The organism is Kitasatospora sp. NPDC001132 (assembly GCF_053598415.1).
On record NZ_JBSFKF010000051.1, the window covers coordinates 1 to 14151 of the forward strand.

Consider the following 14151-nt stretch of genomic DNA (forward strand, 5'->3'; position numbering starts at 1 on the left):
TTCCGGCTGTCTGTGCGCCGCCAGGGACTCGAACCCCGGACCCGCTGATTAAGAGTCAGCTGCTCTAACCAACTGAGCTAGCGGCGCCTGCTGACAGAGAAGACTCTAGCAGCGCCGTGCGGCCGAGCCAAAATCGAATACCGGTCGCCCCGCGTTCACCCCCCGGTCACGACGGCCGACCCGGCGGGAACCGCCGCGCCCGGCTCACGCGCCGCCCGGACGCAGGCCCAGAGCACCACCGCGGCGCCGGGCAGCCGGGGATCGCGCCGCTCCGGTGCGACGATCCACCGGCCCGCGCCCTGCCCGGGGGAGTCCGGGCTGTTCACCATCCGCTGCAGCGGCGGCACGGTCACCGCGTCGCCCCTGCCGTGGCACAGCAGCGGCGGAACATCCCGGGCCCACTCCTCCCAGGCCAGCAGCCGGCGCAGCCGGGGCGCCGCGCCCGGCTGGACGAACAGCAGCAGCCGCCCCCGGTGGACGGCCACCGGCCCGCAGCCCGGCCCGGAGGCCCACAGCTCGTCCAGCACCCGGCGGCCGAACAGCGCCGGCATGCTGATCACGTCGAAGGCGCGCCCGCAGGGCAGCACCGAGGGCGCCCAGGGGCGGCTCTCCCACAGGGCGCGCATGCTGCGCGGGTACTCGCTGGCGGAGGCCAGCCAGGCCTCCCCGGCCGCGCCGACGCACTCCACCGAGGGGTGCATCACCGACGGGTACACCGCCGACTGCTGCGGCACCGAGTGCCGTGTCACCGACTGCTGCGTCACCGACTGCTGTGTCCAGATCTCCACGGAGAGCAGCCTGCGGCGCGCACGCCCCCGGCGGGCGGAAAGCACGGTTCGCCGGACAGCGCGGCGGGGAACGGCGTACCCTTCCCCGCCGCGCATATGCCAGAGGCCTGTGCCCGAGGCATCAGCCCGTCCCGCCGTCGGGCGCGGGGCTCAGTCCTCGTGCCGGCGCGGCTGGAGCAGGGTGCGGCCGTACTCGATCATCTTGGCGGCGTAGTCCGGGGTCCAGTCCGCCCGCTGGGCGACCTCGACGTCGGAGAGCGCGTCGAAACGGCGCGGGTCGGCGAGCTGCGCGGCGGCGACCGCCTGGAAGTCCGTGGCCCGCTCGGCGGCCGCCCGGAAGGCCAGGGCCAGTTCCGTGGAACGGCGCAGCAGCTCCGCCGGGTCCTCGATCGACTCCAGATCGAAGAATCGTTCCGGCTCGGGTTCGGCGGACTGCGGCTCGAACAGCAGCTGCACCGGACGCAGGCGCCTGGTGGGCTCGGTCGACTCTGGGGAGTCGGGCATGGACGGACACCTCCGGGTCTCGGGTGGGGGTGGTGGGAATCTGCTCCGGGCCGCGCCGCCCGGTCGTGGCCGCCGTCCATTGTCTCGCGGCGACGGCCGGTAGCGGAACGGTGCGCACGCGAGCGCTATTCCCCGGCACGCGCCGGGCGCGTGCCCTGGGCGCCGCGCATCCGAGCAGCGGGCGAACCGGTTGTCCGGGTGTCCCCGCCATCCGCACCACCGGGAGAACCCCATGCGCAGCCGAGCGATCCTCTCCACCGTCGTCCTCCTGGCCGCTCCCGCCCTCGGCCTGGCCGCCGCGGCGCCCGCCGTCGCCGCCGAGACGGCGGTGGTGGTGCAGGGCCCGACGAGCGCCCCGGGCGCCCCGTCGCAGGCGACCTGCCCGAGCGGTACCCACCTGACCGGCGGCGGCTACGTGCTCCCGGCCGGGACCAACGACACCGTGACCCACAACGGTCCGTCCCAGGACGCGACCGGGTGGATCGCGCGGACCGACCACTCGGCCGTCAAGGCCTTCGCCGTCTGCGAGACCGAGGACTGACCCCCCCACCGCGGGTGCACCTGGTCTACCGCAGGTGCACCCGGTGGCCGCTCAGGTGGTGCAGCACCTGGTGGTTGGCCTCCCAGCCGTCCGGGAAGGCCACCGGGACGCCCAGCTGCACCGGCTCCGTAGCGGGATGCTCGTCCAGCAGCTCGGCGATCCCGGCCCGGGCCACCACGATGCAGGCGTGCCGGTGCCGGGAGGCGAGCACGCAGAGCCGGCCGGTCTCCAGGTGGAAGGCGGTCGCGTCGGGGCGCCCGGAGAGCGGGTGCAGCACCACGGTCACGTCGTACTCGCGGCCCTGGAGGCGGTTGGCGGTGTCCACCGTGACGACCGGCCCGTCCGCGCCGTCCACCGGTACACCCGCCTTGAGCAGCGCCGCGCGCACGGCCGCCGCCTGGTCCCGGTGGGCGGTGCCGACGGCGATCCGGTCCGCGGTGAGGGGGCCCTCGCCCTGCTCCGAGTGGGTGGTCAGCCCGCGCTCCAGCAGCCGGCGGACGGTGGCCGCGACGGCCGCCACGGCCTGCGGGTCGGTCCGTACGGTGTGCCGGGCGGGCAGCTCCAGCAGCGCCCAGCCGTGCTCGGCGGCCCGGTCGATCGCCGCGTCCAGCGCCGAGCCGTCCGGGCGCACGGCGGCGGTCAGCCGGCGGTCGTCCGGGCCGGTGCCGGAGCGGAACGGCGTGTACGGGTAGAAGGCCCGCGAGATCAGCGGCGCGGCGCTGGCGGGCAGCCGCCAGGAGACCGGCAGCCGGTGCGGCTCGATCTCCGGGTTGTGCGCCAGCATGGTGACCACCGCGCTGCCGGACGGGTCGTACGACAGCCCGGCCCACTGCTCGGTGCCGACCGCGGTGAACGGGTCCAGCTGGCCCGGGTCGCCGACGAACAGCGCCCGCTCGAACAGCCGGGCCACCGCGAGCAGGGCGTCCGAGCGCATCTGGTACGCCTCGTCGACGATCGCGTGCCGCCACGGGGCCTCGGCGCGCACCCACTGCCACTTGGCCGCGGTGGAGATCACCACGTCGTGCTCGACCAGCTCGGCGACCTTGTCGGAGGGCGTGACGTTGGCGTGCTTCAGCACCTCCGGGCCGGGCCGGGAGTCCGCGGCGTGCAGCCGGCCGATCGTCAGCTCCGGCGCCTTCTCGGCCAGTCGGCCGACCAGGTCGTCCACCTGGCCGTTGGTCTGGGCGACGATCATCAGCCGCTCGCCAGCCCCGACCAGCTCGCGCGCGGCGCGCACCACGAGCGTCGACTTCCCCGCGCCGGGCGGGGAGTCCACCACCACGCCGCGCGGGGCACCGGCCGGCGGATGGACGGTGGCGGCCAGGATCCGCGCCACCGCGGCGTCGGCGGCCGCACCCGGGGCCTGCTCGGGGACCATCGGACTGCTCACTCCCACTCCTCGGAGACGGACGGGGCGGGTACGGGCGCGGCACCGGGCGGACCACCGTGCGTCCACGGGGTGTCGTCCGGCTCGGGCAGCGGCGCTGACTGGCGCACCGTCAGCTCGAACAGGGTGAAGGTGACCGACTCGCCGGGCTCGGGCAGGCTGCCCGGCTCGGGGTCCTTCCGGCGGCCCATGCCGGAGAGCACCCGCAGGGTGAGGGTGCCCGCGGCGGCGTCCACCGCGACGATCTCCGCCTTCTGCGCGGACGGGCCCGCGCCGGCCTCCGGCCGGGGGGACCCCCACACCCGGTGCACCTCCCGGCCGAGGTCCGCGTGCGGACGGTCGGCGGTGCGCAGGGTGACCAGCGGGCGCGGCTTGGGCGAGCGGCCGGTGGTGTCCCAGTCCGGCACCACCTCCGTCACCACGCCGCTGAACGCCTCGCCCGCCAGCCGGTGCTCGGCCATCGCCAGCGGGTCGTCCAGAGCCTCCTGGACGTCGAGCCTGGCCTGCTCGCGCTCGCGCTGGGCGAGCTTGCGGGCTGCGGTGACGGCGTCGTCCTGCCGGGGCTGCGGCGGCTCGCCGGCCGCCAGCCGGTCCCGATGGCCGGTGTAGGACCAGCGGTCGCCCGTCCAGCGCTCCGCCAGGTGCCCGGCCGGCGGCAGGGCACGCAGCAGGTCCAGGCCCTGCCAGACGTCCCGCCAGGTGGGCAGCAGGATCGTCGCCAGCGCCTCCTCGAGTGCCGTCACCGCGCCCCGGACGGCCGTCCGGGCGCGGGCGGCGGCGGCCTCGTCGCGCTGCTCGGTGCCGTGCTGCAGGGCGGCCACGGCGGAGTCGTAGCGGGCGATCGCCGGGGCCAGCACGAACTCGTCGAAGCGGGGGTCGGTGGCCGGGCCGGCCGGCGGGTGCAGCAGCTGCCCCCGGTCGTCCCGGGCGGACTCGGCCAACTCGGCCGCCTGCGCGCCGGTCAGCCCCGGCGGCGGGCGGTGCCAGGCGAGCAGGGCCGCCAGGTGCTGGTCCTCCAGGTGACTCTGGCCCGTCGCCCAGTGCCGGGCCAGCAGCCCCGTCATCGGCAGCAGCAGGGAGGAGCCCGGCACCTGGGCACGGTCGGTGAGGTGGGTCAGCCAGCGGCCGAGCAGCGGCACCCGGGCCGGCGCCGGGTACGGGCCGGGCTCCGCGTCCTCGGCGGTGCGGCGGAAGCGGGTCGAGCGGCCGATCAGGGCGAGGTGGCGCACCCCCGCGCCGTTCGGCACGATCAGCTGTGGGGCGTCCGCGCACAGCTCACGGAACACCTGGGTCTTCTCGCCGGTCTCCGGGTCCTTCTCGGAGCCCTCGATCCGCTCGACGTCCTCGGCGAAGGACTCCAGGTAGGGCAGCAGGTCCGCGGCCAGCTCGGCCAGGAAGTCGAAGCGAAGGGTGCGGTTGAGCGGCTGCGGCACCAGGTGCAGCCGGGGCGCGTCCCGGTCGGTGCCGAGCATCACCGCGAGCGGCGCGCCGGACTCGCCGGCGGCGGTCAGCGGGACCAGCACCATCGGGCGGTCGGACAGGTGCCGGTGCCGGACGGTGGCCAGCGGCTCGGCCCGGCCGCTGCGGACGGCCTCCAGCCGGGCGAGGGTGGTGAGCAGGCTCATGCGCCCGCCTCGCTTCGCTTGGCAGGGGCATTCGCCTGTGCGCGCCTCTTGATGATTCGCTCGCTCATCCGCCCGCCTCGCTTCGCTTGGCAGGGGCATTCGCCTGTGCGCGCCTCCTGGTGACTCGCTCACTCATGCGCCCGCCTCCGCGGCTGCGGGCGCCGCCGTCCTCAGCGCCGCCGTTTCCAGCGCCTCGGCGCGCAGGGCGGCCGCGTAGGCGAGGCGCTCGGCGGCGTCGTCCGCGCCGTCCAGGTCCCCGTTCTTGGTGCCGGCGGCGGCCAGCGCGTCGGCGACCGTACGGATGCTGCCCAGCTCGCCGCGCACGCCCCGGCCGAGCTGCTCGACCCGGTCGCCGCAGCGGGCCTGGGCGCGGCAGTGGAAGCCGAGCTCGCAGGTGGAGAGGCAGTCCGGGCTGTACGCGGCGGGCACCGCCTCGACCGAGGCGGCCAGTCGGCCGGTGCTCCGGGCCGGCGCGCCGTCCTCGTCGGCGGCCAGGTCGAAGTCGGCGTCCGGCGGCAGCGCCTCCAGCAGCCGGCCGATGCCGGTCATCCGGCTCAGCTGGCGCCGGGTGGTGGCCAGTTCGCGGCGGACGTCCACGGCCACCGCGGTCGGCCGGTTGCCGAAGTCCTTCGGGCAGACCAGCAGCACGCTGGTGCGCGGGCTGCCCGGCAGCCGCTGCTCGGTGTACGGGTCCTCGGCGAGCGGCTGGCCGGCCGCCGCGGCGGCGGCGTGCTGGAGCGCCAGCACGTACACGGCGGCCTGCCGGGCGGCGGCGCCGACCTTGGCCGGGTCCGCGCTGCCGTCCAGCACCGGGAAGGACTTGATCTCGACCACGGTGCACCGCCCGCCGTGCACCACCAGCGCGTCCGGCTCCAGGTAGGCGGTGCTGCCGGCCACCTCCAGCCGCAGCATCGGGTGGTCCAGCAGCGTCCAGGCCTCCGGGTCGGCGGCGGCCCGGGCCAGGGCCTCGGCCGTCCGGTCGGCGCGTACGGCCGGCCCGGAGCGGTGCAGCAGGTCCGGTACCAGGAGCGGGGCGTGGCCGTCCACCGGGACGCCCAGGTGGTGGCGGAGCGGCTCCAGCAGCGGGGCGTAGCCGTCCGCCTTCAGCCGGGACTCGAAGATCACGCCGCGGGCGATGGCGAAGGGCGACTGGCCGAAGGGGGCGGGGCGGCCGAGCCGGGCCGCCAGCGCCGACTTGTCCACCCCGGCCGCGTCGAGCACGGCCCGGCGGTGGCAGCCCGGATTGGCGGCGAGCGCGGCGAGGGAGCGGGCGTTCAGACTGCGCTGCGGGGCCGGTCCGCGCAGCTGCGCGAGCCGCCGGGCGAGCGGCTCAGCGGGCCCGCGGGGCGGGACGTTCGTCGAGACGTTCATGGTGCGGCCCAGTGTCGCATCCGGGTCCGACAATGCGGTGCGGACCGGCCGTTGGACGACATGCCGGACGGCCAGGGCCCCGTTCGAGGGCGTGCGGTCCGGGGCGGCGGGACGGCCCCGCGATCGTGGCCGCCGCCCGGGTGGGGGATCATGGAGCCCGGTGCTCAATGGTGAGACCGACCGTTGTTGCCACCGCTCTTTCGCTAGGAGCCCCCATGCCCTGCCGCATCGTGCTGGTCCGCCACGGCGAGACCGAGTGGTCCGCCACCGGCCGCCACACCGGCCGCACCGACATCCCGCTGACCGAGGCGGGCCGCGCGATGGCCCGGGCCCTCGGCGCCCGCCTCGCCAAGGCCCCCTGGAACGGCCTGCCGGACGCGCTCGTCTACACCAGCCCGCTCGGCCGGGCCAAGGAGACCTGCGAGCTGGCCGGCTTCGGCGACCGCGCGGTGGAGCGCCCGGAGCTGATGGAGTGGGACTACGGCGCGTACGAGGGCCGCACCGGCGCGGACATCCGGGCCACCGACCGGCCCGGCTGGCTGATCTGGCGCGACGGGGTGCCCGGCGGCGAGAAGCTCTCCGAGGTGGCGGCCCGGGTGGACTCCTTCCTGGCCGGACTCAACGAGGAGCACGGCGTCCCGGACCCGAGCACCACCGTGATGCACTGCGCCGACCGGGACGTCGTCCTGTTCGCGCACGGCCACCTGCTGCGCATCCTGGCCGCCCGCTGGCTGGGCCTGCCGCCCGAGTACGCCCAGCGGTTCAAGCTCGGTACGGCCGCGCTCTGCGTGCTGTCCTGGGAGTACGGCGCTCCGGCGGTGGAGGTCTGGAACGACCTGTCCCACCTGGACGGCCTGGCCGCCGCGCACTGACCCCGGCGCCCCGCACCTCGGGCGGCTCCGGGCCGTCCGTGACCCCGGCGTCCCGCACCGGGCCTGCGGGCCGTGCCCTAGGCGGCCGCCGCCCGGTCGTAGTCGGTCAGGAAGCTGCGCACCTCGGGCACCGCGACGTGCGGGCGCAGCCGTCCGGCGGTGTCCGCGAGCATGCTCCGGATCCGGGCCGAGCGGACGGCGCCGAACAGCGCGACGGCGGCTGAGCCGTGGTGCGCCGCGCCCACCAGGTCCCCGCGGCCGAGCCGGTCGTGGGCCAGCTCGGCGGTGTACAGCACCCGGTTGCGGACGAAGTGCGGCTTCTGGAGCGTTATCGCCAGCCCCGCCTGCTCGCTGGCCCGGTCCCAGTCGCCGAGCGCCGACCAGCACTGCGACTGGAGGCCGGCGATCTCGGCCTCGCCGAAGAAGGACATCCACTCCGGGTCCTGCTCGGCGGGGCCCCGGTCGAACAGCGCGTACGCCCGGCCGAGCGCGCGCTCGCAGGAGCCGCGGTCCTGGAGCAGCGCCCAGGCGCCGGCCTCGCGCATGGTCAACAGGGCGAGCAGTCGCTCGGAGCCCAGATCCCGGGCGGCGGCCTGCCCGGCCTGGGCGGCGCGCAGCGCCTCGCGCGGCCGGCCGGCGTCCCGGGCCAGGAAGGCGCTGTTGCAGAAGACGTGCGCCTCCAGGGCGGAGTCCCCGGCCATCCGGGCGGTGGCGAGCGCCTCGGAGTAGAACGAGCGGGCGTCCGCGAGCCGGTTCGAGTCATGGGCCAACCAGCCGACGGAGATGGCGAGTTCACCCGCCCCGGCCTGCAGCCGGCGCTCCGTCTCCTCGGTGTACTCGCACTCGTTGAGCAGCACGTACGCGTTGCGCAGCGACTGCCCGGCGAGCTCGTACAGGGCGTCGGCGCCGTGCGCGTCGTCGGCCAGCCGGATCTCCCGGACGGCCTGTTCGACGCCGAGCACCTCGGCGGCGCCGACCCGGCGCATCGTTGCCACCGGCCCGGGCCGGCCGGGCACCAGCGGTTCGCCGCCGAGCAGTGACGGTGCGGCGAACTCCGCACCGGGAAGGGCGCCTTGACCGGTGAGCGCACCGGCGGAGCCGTCGGCACGGGCCGGCAGGCCGGCGGCCGCGACCGGTCGGTCGATGCCGATCACGGTGGCCAGCGCGGTGGTGCCGCCGGCCAGGAACGTACGGCGACGCACGTCGTCGTTCTCCTCGTCGAGATTGGGCGATCCATCGGGCCCCCGGGGCGCCGTCCCGGGGTGCGGCCACGAGGGTCCTTCCGGAGCGGCTGGATCCGCGTACGGCGAGGCAGCGTACGGGAGTTGAGCGGAGAGTGGTGAGCGCGGGGCGGGCAGGGGCGGGAACGTCGGGTGGAGCGGAGGCGGTTCGCTCCGCCCGCCGGGTCGGTCCGCCGAGCGGCGGCGGACGGAGGTCCGGGAGGCGAAGCCGAGGTCGGCGAGCGTGCGGTCCGGCCACATGTGCCGGAACACCCGCTCGTAGGCGTAGTTGGGGCAGCGGATCTCACCGGACTCGATCCGACCGACGTAGCGGGCGTCGCAGGACACGTGCTCGCCGATCTCGCGGGCGGCCCTGCGGACGGCCGTGGCGAACTCGCCGGGTGAACGGTCGCCGCGCAGCGCGCGCATCACGGTGTTGGGGATCGGTCGGTTCGGCTCGGCCGGTGGGGTGGCTGCCATGGCGCCGAGAGTACTCGGAGTCACCGAGCGGCCACATTCGGTTTGCAGGACATCTACCGTCAAACCGGGACGAAGCGGGCGATGTTGCGGGATATCCGCCATGAAATGCCATGGCTTGCTGTAATGCGCCCCGTGGCCCGCGGTGCGCCCGCCGCGTTGTCCTGGTACGAGGAAGAAGCCCATGCCGTCGCCCGGCCCGTCCCAGGCCGGCGGTCCTCCCAACGGCTGTGCTTCAGGACCCGACGAGGTACAGGAGAGCCCATGATGGCCACCGGACTGCCGCAGTGCCGCCCCGTCCGCGGGGGAGTACTGGCCGGCGCGTCCCCCGCCCTCCTCCCCGAACCCGCCGACGACCGGATGTCCGGCCGGGCACCGGTCGAGGGCGGCCGCATCCCCCGCGGTGGCCACCGGCGCGAGCGCACCACCCCGGACGAGGGCATCCTCGTCACCTCCTGCGACACCGTGACCGTCGCCCTGCGGCACGGCCTGGAGGCCGTCGACATCCTGAGACTGCGCCGCGCCTGCGGAGCCGTCCTGCAGAGCCGCAACGGCAGCACCGTCTCCTTCCTCGTCCCGGCCGGCACCTGGGAGACCTGGCACCTGCCCGGCAGCTCCTGTACCGCGGGCGCGCTGGTGCCCGCCGCCACCGACCAGCGCTGGGTGATCCCGCCCTCCGGCGCCGTCCGCACCGCGCGCCCCACCGACGCCTGGGTACTGCGCTCCGCCCTCTGCGAGGCCGCCTGCACACTCACCGCGGGCGGCCTCGGCCCGTTCTAGCGGCCTCGGCCGTTCCGGCGGTCCCGGCCCGTTCCAGCGGGTGTGCCGCGTGGAGACCGCCGGGCCCGCCGGCCTCCGTCCGGATCCCCGCGGCACGCCCCTGACCTGTGGGTGTTCCACTCCGGCGGCGATAATGGCCGGCATGGGACGAAGCAGCAGAGCCGCCCGCGGCAGTGAACCGGCGGCCATCACCGGACCGGGCGGACGCACCCACGCCCAGGGCCCGCTCAGCCGCCCCGTCGGCTCCGGCCTCGCCGAGCTGCGCCCCGACCGCGACCGCCCCGCCGCCTGGTCGCTGCTGATCGACGGCGCCCCGCAGTCCCTGGTCGACCTCGCCGACCCCACCCACCTCGGCTTCGAGTACCAGCGCCGGCTCGGCCACCTGATCGACCTGGTCGCCCCGCCCGGCCGCCCGCTCACGGTGCTGCACCTCGGCGGGGGCGCCCTCACCCTCGCCCGCTACACCGCCGCGACCCGGCCGCGCTCCCGCCAGCAGGTCGCCGAGATCGACACCGCGCTCATCGAACTCGTCCGCACCGAACTCCCCCTGGAGCGCGGCTGGCAGATCAAGGTGCGCGGCGCGGACGCCCGCAGCGTCCTGGAGCGCACCCCCGAGGGCAGCGTCGACCTGGTGATCACCGACGTCTTCTCCGGCGCCCGCACCCCCGCCCACTGCACCACCGTCGAGTTCACCACCCTCGCCGCCCGGGCCCTCGCCCCCGGCGGCTGGTACGCCGCCAACATCGCCGACGGCGGCGCCCTGCCCTTCGCCCGCTCCCAGGTCGCCACCCTCGCCGCGGTCTTCCCCGAGCTCTGCCTGATCGCCGACCCCGCCGTGCTGCGCGGCAAGCGCTTCGGCAACCTGATCCTGGCCGCCGCCCACACCCCGCTGCCGGTCGCCGACCTCACCCGCCGCGCCGCCTCCGACTCCGCCCACGCCCGGGTCGAACACGGCCGCGCCCTCACCGACTTCGCGGCCGGCGCCACCCCGGCGACGGACGCCACGGCGGCCCCGTCCCCGGAACCGCCGCCGGGCGTGTTCCGCTGACGGCCCGCCCGGGGTGGCGCCGGGCTCCGTCCTCGCCCTGTTCGGGTGGCCGGGGGCGGGGTCCGGTACGGGCGGGTGCCGGCGTCGCTCCGGCCGCGGTCGCCGGGACGCCCAGGCCGGCAGCGCCGACCCGGCCCTTCCCCCCCGTCGGTCCATCGGGCGAGCCGTCTGCCGTCATGCCTCTCGGGGGTTCGCGAGGTCCCTCGTCCGCCCTCGTCCGCCGACCGGGCGGCCCGCCGAAAAACCGTTGGCGGACGACGGAATCGCGGCCGACAATGACGCTGCCGTCCGGCCGCCGACCCGAGGGGGCGTCATGGAGATCAGACCGGCCAGGCCGGAGGAGGCCGCGCTGCTCACCGGCATCGCGCTGCGGGCCAAGGCGTACTGGGGCTACGACGAGGCGTTCATGGCGGCCTGCCGGTCGGAGCTGACCGTGGACGTGGACGTGATCGAGCGGTCGGTCACGGTGGTGGCCGAGGCCGACGGGCAGGTGCTGGGGTTCGTCTCGCTGTCCGGCGCGCCGCCGACCGGGTCGTTGGACCAGCTCTTCGTCGAGCCCGAGTGGATCGGCCGTGGCGTCGGCCGCGCGCTGTTCGAGCGGGCTCGGGTCCTGGCCGTGGCGCTCGGCCTGCGCCGGCTCACCATCGACTCCGACCCGAACGCCGAGCCGTTCTACCTGGCGATGGGCGCCACCCGGATCGGCAGCATCCCGTCCGGCTCGATCCCGGGCCGTGAACTCCCGCTGCTGGCCATTGACCTGGAAGCGTCCTAGGGGCCCAAGGCCTGTCTCTGTGACCGATGCCGGACTCGCCCCGTCCGCCGTCGCCCTGGGCGGGCGCCGGCGGGCCCGGGAACGCTCAGTGTCCGCTGGGCAGTCCGCGGTGCTTGCACATGGCCGCTCCGGTGAGCAGCAGTCCGGCGGCGATGGGGGCGAGGACGGCGGTCGCGGTGGCAGAGCCGTGGCCGGAGGTGGCGGCCGTGGCGGTGTCGACGACGGCCGGCGTCTCGGGTGGGCCGCCGCGGCCCGGTGCGGTGGGCGCCGTGGGGTCCGCCGCCCTGTCGGGCTCGGCGGTGGGGCCGGTCCGGTCGGCGGCGGTGACCACCGCCTCCTGGACCAGCGGTTCGGCCGCGGCCCCGCGCTGCCGGGAAGGGGCGGGAAGGGCCGGGTCGGTGCGGCGTCGGGCCGGGTCGGACAGGTCGGCGGCCCCGCCCTCGCGGAAGACGCGGGGGCCGTCGGGCCGGGCCCGGGCCGGGTCGGTGCCGAGCAGACCGGAGGCGAGCGCGAAGGCATCGGGGACGGCCGCCCGCTGGCCGGGCAGGGGCAGGCCGCCGGCCCGGATGCGTTCCTGGAGGGTGCCGCCGACTGCCCCGGTGACTCCGGTGACTCCGGTGATCCCGGGGAGGTCCTCGACCGGGCCGTCGCCGGACGGCCTCCCGGTGGGCCCGGGGGAGTGGTTCGGCGGCGCGCCAGTCGAGGGGCCGGACCCGACGGGGCGTTCGGCTGACTGCCCGTCGAGGGAGGGGCCGTCGAGCGCCGGCCGGTCGAGTTCCGGCCGGTCGAGTTCCGGTGCGGCGTGCGGTGCGCGGCGGACGGTGGGTCGGGCCGGGTCCGGCAGCGGGTCGACGGTGGCCGCGTACGCGGGGGCGCCGAAGCCCCAGAGTTGCGCGAGCAGGGCCCCGGCGGTCGCGACGACACGGGGGCGGGGCAGCCACCGGGCGATCCCGCGGCGGGCACCGGCGACGCCGCCGGGGGCGGGTTCCTGGGGCTCGGTCGCGTGATTGGCTCGCACGTGAATCGAGAACGAGCCGGGGGGCGGTGAGGTCACGCCCGCCGTCACGGACAGTCATCGCACGGGTGGCCCCGGGGCCGGCGCTCCCGGGGCCACCGACCGCGCGGCGGTCAGGAGTTGGGGCGCAGGGTCCAGGTGACCGTCATCACGCCGGTGACGGCGCCGTCGGCACGGGTGATCTCGACGGTGACCGGGAACTCGGGGCGGCCGCCGGCGTCCAGCTCGGCGACGACCTCGGCGGCCGGGCGGCCGAGCACGGCGGTGGCGGTGACGTCGCCCATGGCGAGCTTCTTGTACGCGATCTCGGCGTTGACGGCGAGCGGCACGGCCCGGGACAGCTGGTCGCCGAAGGCGGCGAGCACGATGCAGCCGCTGGCGGACTCGGCGAGCGTGAACATCGCGCCGGCGTGCGGGCCGCCGACGTGGTTGTGGTAGGCGGGCTGGTCCGGGAGCCGGAGGACGGCGCGCTCCGGGGTGGTCTCCAGGTACTCCAGCTTGAGGGTGTGCGCCATCGGCACGGTGTCGTCGAGCAGCTTGCCGATCATGGGTGTGGTCATGGCGTTGATGTTACTAGCCAGTAGCTTCCGGTGGCAGGGGTCGACCTGAAGCCGACGGGTCGGGCGCGTGTGAGGGAGCGCACATCCGGCTGGGAGGGTGGGCAACTGAGGCCGTGCACAGCTGAGGGAGTGCGAAAACGCCTGAGGGGCCGATCTCTTGAAGAGATCGGCCCCTCAGGCTCTGGGGTGAGTGACGGGACTCGAACCCGCGGCCACCTGGACCACAACCAGGTGCTCTACCAACTGAGCTACACCCACCATCTGTCCGGTCCGTTCCCGCTCTCGCGTTCCCGTTCCGACAGGAAGAACTCTACAGGATCCGAGAGGGTGCTCGCGCCAGGGTTCCGTCCCGGCGAACGCGGGCACCCTCTCCGGGTCCTCCGGCAGGGGTTCCGACGGGGGTTCGGCGGGGGTTCCGGCGGGCGCGTCCGGGCGCTGCCGCCGGGCCGGTGCGGGGCACTGCCGCCGACGGCCCGCCGGGCGGCCCGGCGGCTCAGCTCGCCGGGGCCTGGTACTTCCCGGCGATCGCCCGCGCGGTGTCGGCGTCCGGACCGGGCTGCGGGACGAACACCGCCTCGCGGTAGTACCGCAGTTCGTCGATGCTCTCCCGGATGTCGGCGAGCGCCCGGTGGTTCCCGCCCTTCTGCGGGCTGTTGTAGTACGCCTTCGGGTACCAGCGGCGGGCCAGCTCCTTGATCGAGGAGACGTCCACGATCCGGTAGTGCAGGTGCTTCTCCAGGGCGGGCATGTCCCGGGCCAGGAAGCCGCGGTCGGTGGCCACCGAGTTGCCGCACAGCGGGGTCTTCCCGGCCTCCGGCACGTGCTCGCGCACGTAGGCGAGCACCAGCGCCTCGGCCTCGGCCAGGGTCACGCCCTGCTCCAGCTCCTCCAGCAGCCCGGACGCGGTGTGCATCTCGCGCACCACCTCGGGCATGTTCGCCAGCGCCTCCGCCGGCGGCCGGATGATGACGTCCACGCCCTCGCCGAGGATGTTCAGCTCGGAGTCCGTCACCAGCACCGCGACCTCGACCAGGGCGTCCTGGGCGAGGTCGAGGCCGGTCATTTCACAGTCGATCCATACCAAACGGTCATTCACACAACTCACCCTACGGCGCGATCACGCGCCGCGGGGACCGGTGGAGCCGAGCGGGGTGCCTCGGTCTGGTGCTCCTCCGGCCCGTCGTGCGCGCC

The 14151-nt window shown here is 75.8% G+C and carries 14 protein-coding genes and 2 tRNA genes; 5 read left to right on the forward strand and 11 right to left on the reverse strand.

Going from position 1 to position 14151, the window contains the following annotated elements; genetic code table 11:
* Positions 1-13 precede the first annotated feature (13 nt).
* The 3 genes from ACWDBE_RS37015 to ACWDBE_RS37025 form a co-directional block, all read right to left on the reverse strand.
* Positions 14-87 (reverse strand) — tRNA-Lys (locus ACWDBE_RS37015).
* Between the two features lie 68 nt (positions 88-155).
* Positions 156-701, reverse strand: coding sequence for a bifunctional DNA primase/polymerase (locus tag ACWDBE_RS37020; RefSeq protein ID WP_449789734.1), 546 nt, complete (start codon positions 699-701; stop codon positions 156-158).
* Positions 702-938: 237 nt separating this feature from the next.
* Positions 939-1292 carry a hypothetical protein gene (locus tag ACWDBE_RS37025; protein ID WP_449789594.1) on the reverse strand — a complete coding sequence of 118 codons (354 nt, stop codon included), beginning with the start codon at positions 1290-1292 and terminating at the stop codon, positions 939-941.
* A 232-nt stretch (positions 1293-1524) separates the two neighbouring features.
* Here ACWDBE_RS37025 and ACWDBE_RS37030 point away from each other — a divergent pair, with 232 nt between their 5' ends.
* A complete protein-coding gene (locus tag ACWDBE_RS37030; protein WP_449810168.1) occupies positions 1525-1833 on the forward strand; it encodes a hypothetical protein in 309 nt (102 codons plus the stop codon).
* A 25-nt stretch (positions 1834-1858) separates the two neighbouring features.
* Here ACWDBE_RS37030 and ACWDBE_RS37035 read toward each other — a convergent pair whose 3' ends face one another.
* From ACWDBE_RS37035 to ACWDBE_RS37045, 3 genes are all read right to left on the reverse strand, one after another.
* On the reverse strand, positions 1859-3211 hold the full coding sequence (locus tag ACWDBE_RS37035; RefSeq protein ID WP_449810182.1) for an AAA family ATPase: 1353 nt from the start codon (positions 3209-3211) through the stop codon (positions 1859-1861).
* An 8-nt stretch (positions 3212-3219) separates the two neighbouring features.
* Positions 3220-4845: a hypothetical protein gene (locus tag ACWDBE_RS37040; protein ID WP_449789592.1), complete on the reverse strand. Its 1626-nt coding sequence runs from the start codon at positions 4843-4845 to the stop codon at positions 3220-3222.
* A 132-nt stretch (positions 4846-4977) separates the two neighbouring features.
* Positions 4978-6216, reverse strand: coding sequence for a hypothetical protein (locus ACWDBE_RS37045; protein WP_449789591.1), 1239 nt, complete (start codon positions 6214-6216; stop codon positions 4978-4980).
* 215 nt (positions 6217-6431) lie between these two features.
* Here ACWDBE_RS37045 and ACWDBE_RS37050 point away from each other — a divergent pair, with 215 nt between their 5' ends.
* The gene (locus ACWDBE_RS37050) at positions 6432-7088 is read left to right on the forward strand and encodes a histidine phosphatase family protein (protein WP_449789590.1); all 657 of its coding nucleotides are present in this window, start codon (positions 6432-6434) and stop codon (positions 7086-7088) included.
* A gap of 77 nt (positions 7089-7165) precedes the next feature.
* Here the strand turns inward: ACWDBE_RS37050 and ACWDBE_RS37055 are convergent, their stop codons facing one another.
* Entirely contained in the window at positions 7166-8788 is a 1623-nt protein-coding gene (locus tag ACWDBE_RS37055) for a tetratricopeptide repeat protein (protein ID WP_449810169.1), read from the reverse strand.
* A gap of 261 nt (positions 8789-9049) precedes the next feature.
* On the opposite strand from ACWDBE_RS37055, the gene ACWDBE_RS37060 reads away from it, so the two are divergent.
* The 3 genes from ACWDBE_RS37060 to ACWDBE_RS37070 all read left to right on the forward strand — a co-directional run bounded on the left by ACWDBE_RS37060 (position 9050) and on the right by ACWDBE_RS37070 (position 11385).
* Positions 9050-9565, forward strand: coding sequence for a hypothetical protein (locus ACWDBE_RS37060; RefSeq protein ID WP_449789588.1), 516 nt, complete (start codon positions 9050-9052; stop codon positions 9563-9565).
* Positions 9566-9707: 142 nt separating this feature from the next.
* Positions 9708-10613, forward strand: coding sequence for a spermidine synthase (locus tag ACWDBE_RS37065; protein ID WP_449810170.1), 906 nt, complete (start codon positions 9708-9710; stop codon positions 10611-10613).
* Between the two features lie 313 nt (positions 10614-10926).
* The gene (locus ACWDBE_RS37070; protein ID WP_449810171.1) at positions 10927-11385 is read left to right on the forward strand and encodes a GNAT family N-acetyltransferase; all 459 of its coding nucleotides are present in this window, start codon (positions 10927-10929) and stop codon (positions 11383-11385) included.
* A gap of 85 nt (positions 11386-11470) precedes the next feature.
* Here the strand turns inward: ACWDBE_RS37070 and ACWDBE_RS37075 are convergent, their stop codons facing one another.
* The 4 genes from ACWDBE_RS37075 to orn form a co-directional block, all read right to left on the reverse strand.
* A complete protein-coding gene (locus ACWDBE_RS37075) occupies positions 11471-12403 on the reverse strand; it encodes a hypothetical protein (RefSeq protein ID WP_449810172.1) in 933 nt (310 codons plus the stop codon).
* Between the two features lie 110 nt (positions 12404-12513).
* Positions 12514-12960 carry a DUF4442 domain-containing protein gene (locus tag ACWDBE_RS37080; RefSeq protein WP_392881300.1) on the reverse strand — a complete coding sequence of 149 codons (447 nt, stop codon included), beginning with the start codon at positions 12958-12960 and terminating at the stop codon, positions 12514-12516.
* Between the two features lie 182 nt (positions 12961-13142).
* A tRNA-His gene (locus ACWDBE_RS37085) sits at positions 13143-13218 on the reverse strand.
* 235 nt (positions 13219-13453) lie between these two features.
* Entirely contained in the window at positions 13454-14056 is a 603-nt protein-coding gene (gene orn, locus ACWDBE_RS37090) for an oligoribonuclease (RefSeq protein WP_449789584.1), read from the reverse strand.
* Positions 14057-14151 lie beyond the last annotated feature (95 nt).

Excerpts from the sequence above, each read along its gene's own strand:
- ACWDBE_RS37020 (WP_449789734.1), bottom strand. The coding sequence starts at position 701 with ATGCACCCCTCGGTGGAGTGCGTCGGCGCGGCCGGGGAGGCCTGGCTG.
- ACWDBE_RS37025 (WP_449789594.1), bottom strand. The coding sequence starts at position 1,292 with ATGCCCGACTCCCCAGAGTCGACCGAGCCCACCAGGCGCCTGCGTCCG.
- ACWDBE_RS37030 (WP_449810168.1), top strand. The coding sequence starts at position 1,525 with ATGCGCAGCCGAGCGATCCTCTCCACCGTCGTCCTCCTGGCCGCTCCC.
- ACWDBE_RS37035 (WP_449810182.1), bottom strand. The coding sequence starts at position 3,211 with ATGGTCCCCGAGCAGGCCCCGGGTGCGGCCGCCGACGCCGCGGTGGCG.
- ACWDBE_RS37040 (WP_449789592.1), bottom strand. The coding sequence starts at position 4,845 with ATGAGCCTGCTCACCACCCTCGCCCGGCTGGAGGCCGTCCGCAGCGGC.
- ACWDBE_RS37045 (WP_449789591.1), bottom strand. The coding sequence starts at position 6,216 with ATGAACGTCTCGACGAACGTCCCGCCCCGCGGGCCCGCTGAGCCGCTC.
- ACWDBE_RS37050 (WP_449789590.1), top strand. The coding sequence starts at position 6,432 with ATGCCCTGCCGCATCGTGCTGGTCCGCCACGGCGAGACCGAGTGGTCC.
- ACWDBE_RS37055 (WP_449810169.1), bottom strand. The coding sequence starts at position 8,788 with ATGGCAGCCACCCCACCGGCCGAGCCGAACCGACCGATCCCCAACACC.
- ACWDBE_RS37060 (WP_449789588.1), top strand. The coding sequence starts at position 9,050 with ATGATGGCCACCGGACTGCCGCAGTGCCGCCCCGTCCGCGGGGGAGTA.
- ACWDBE_RS37065 (WP_449810170.1), top strand. The coding sequence starts at position 9,708 with ATGGGACGAAGCAGCAGAGCCGCCCGCGGCAGTGAACCGGCGGCCATC.
- ACWDBE_RS37070 (WP_449810171.1), top strand. The coding sequence starts at position 10,927 with ATGGAGATCAGACCGGCCAGGCCGGAGGAGGCCGCGCTGCTCACCGGC.
- ACWDBE_RS37080 (WP_392881300.1), bottom strand. The coding sequence starts at position 12,960 with ATGACCACACCCATGATCGGCAAGCTGCTCGACGACACCGTGCCGATG.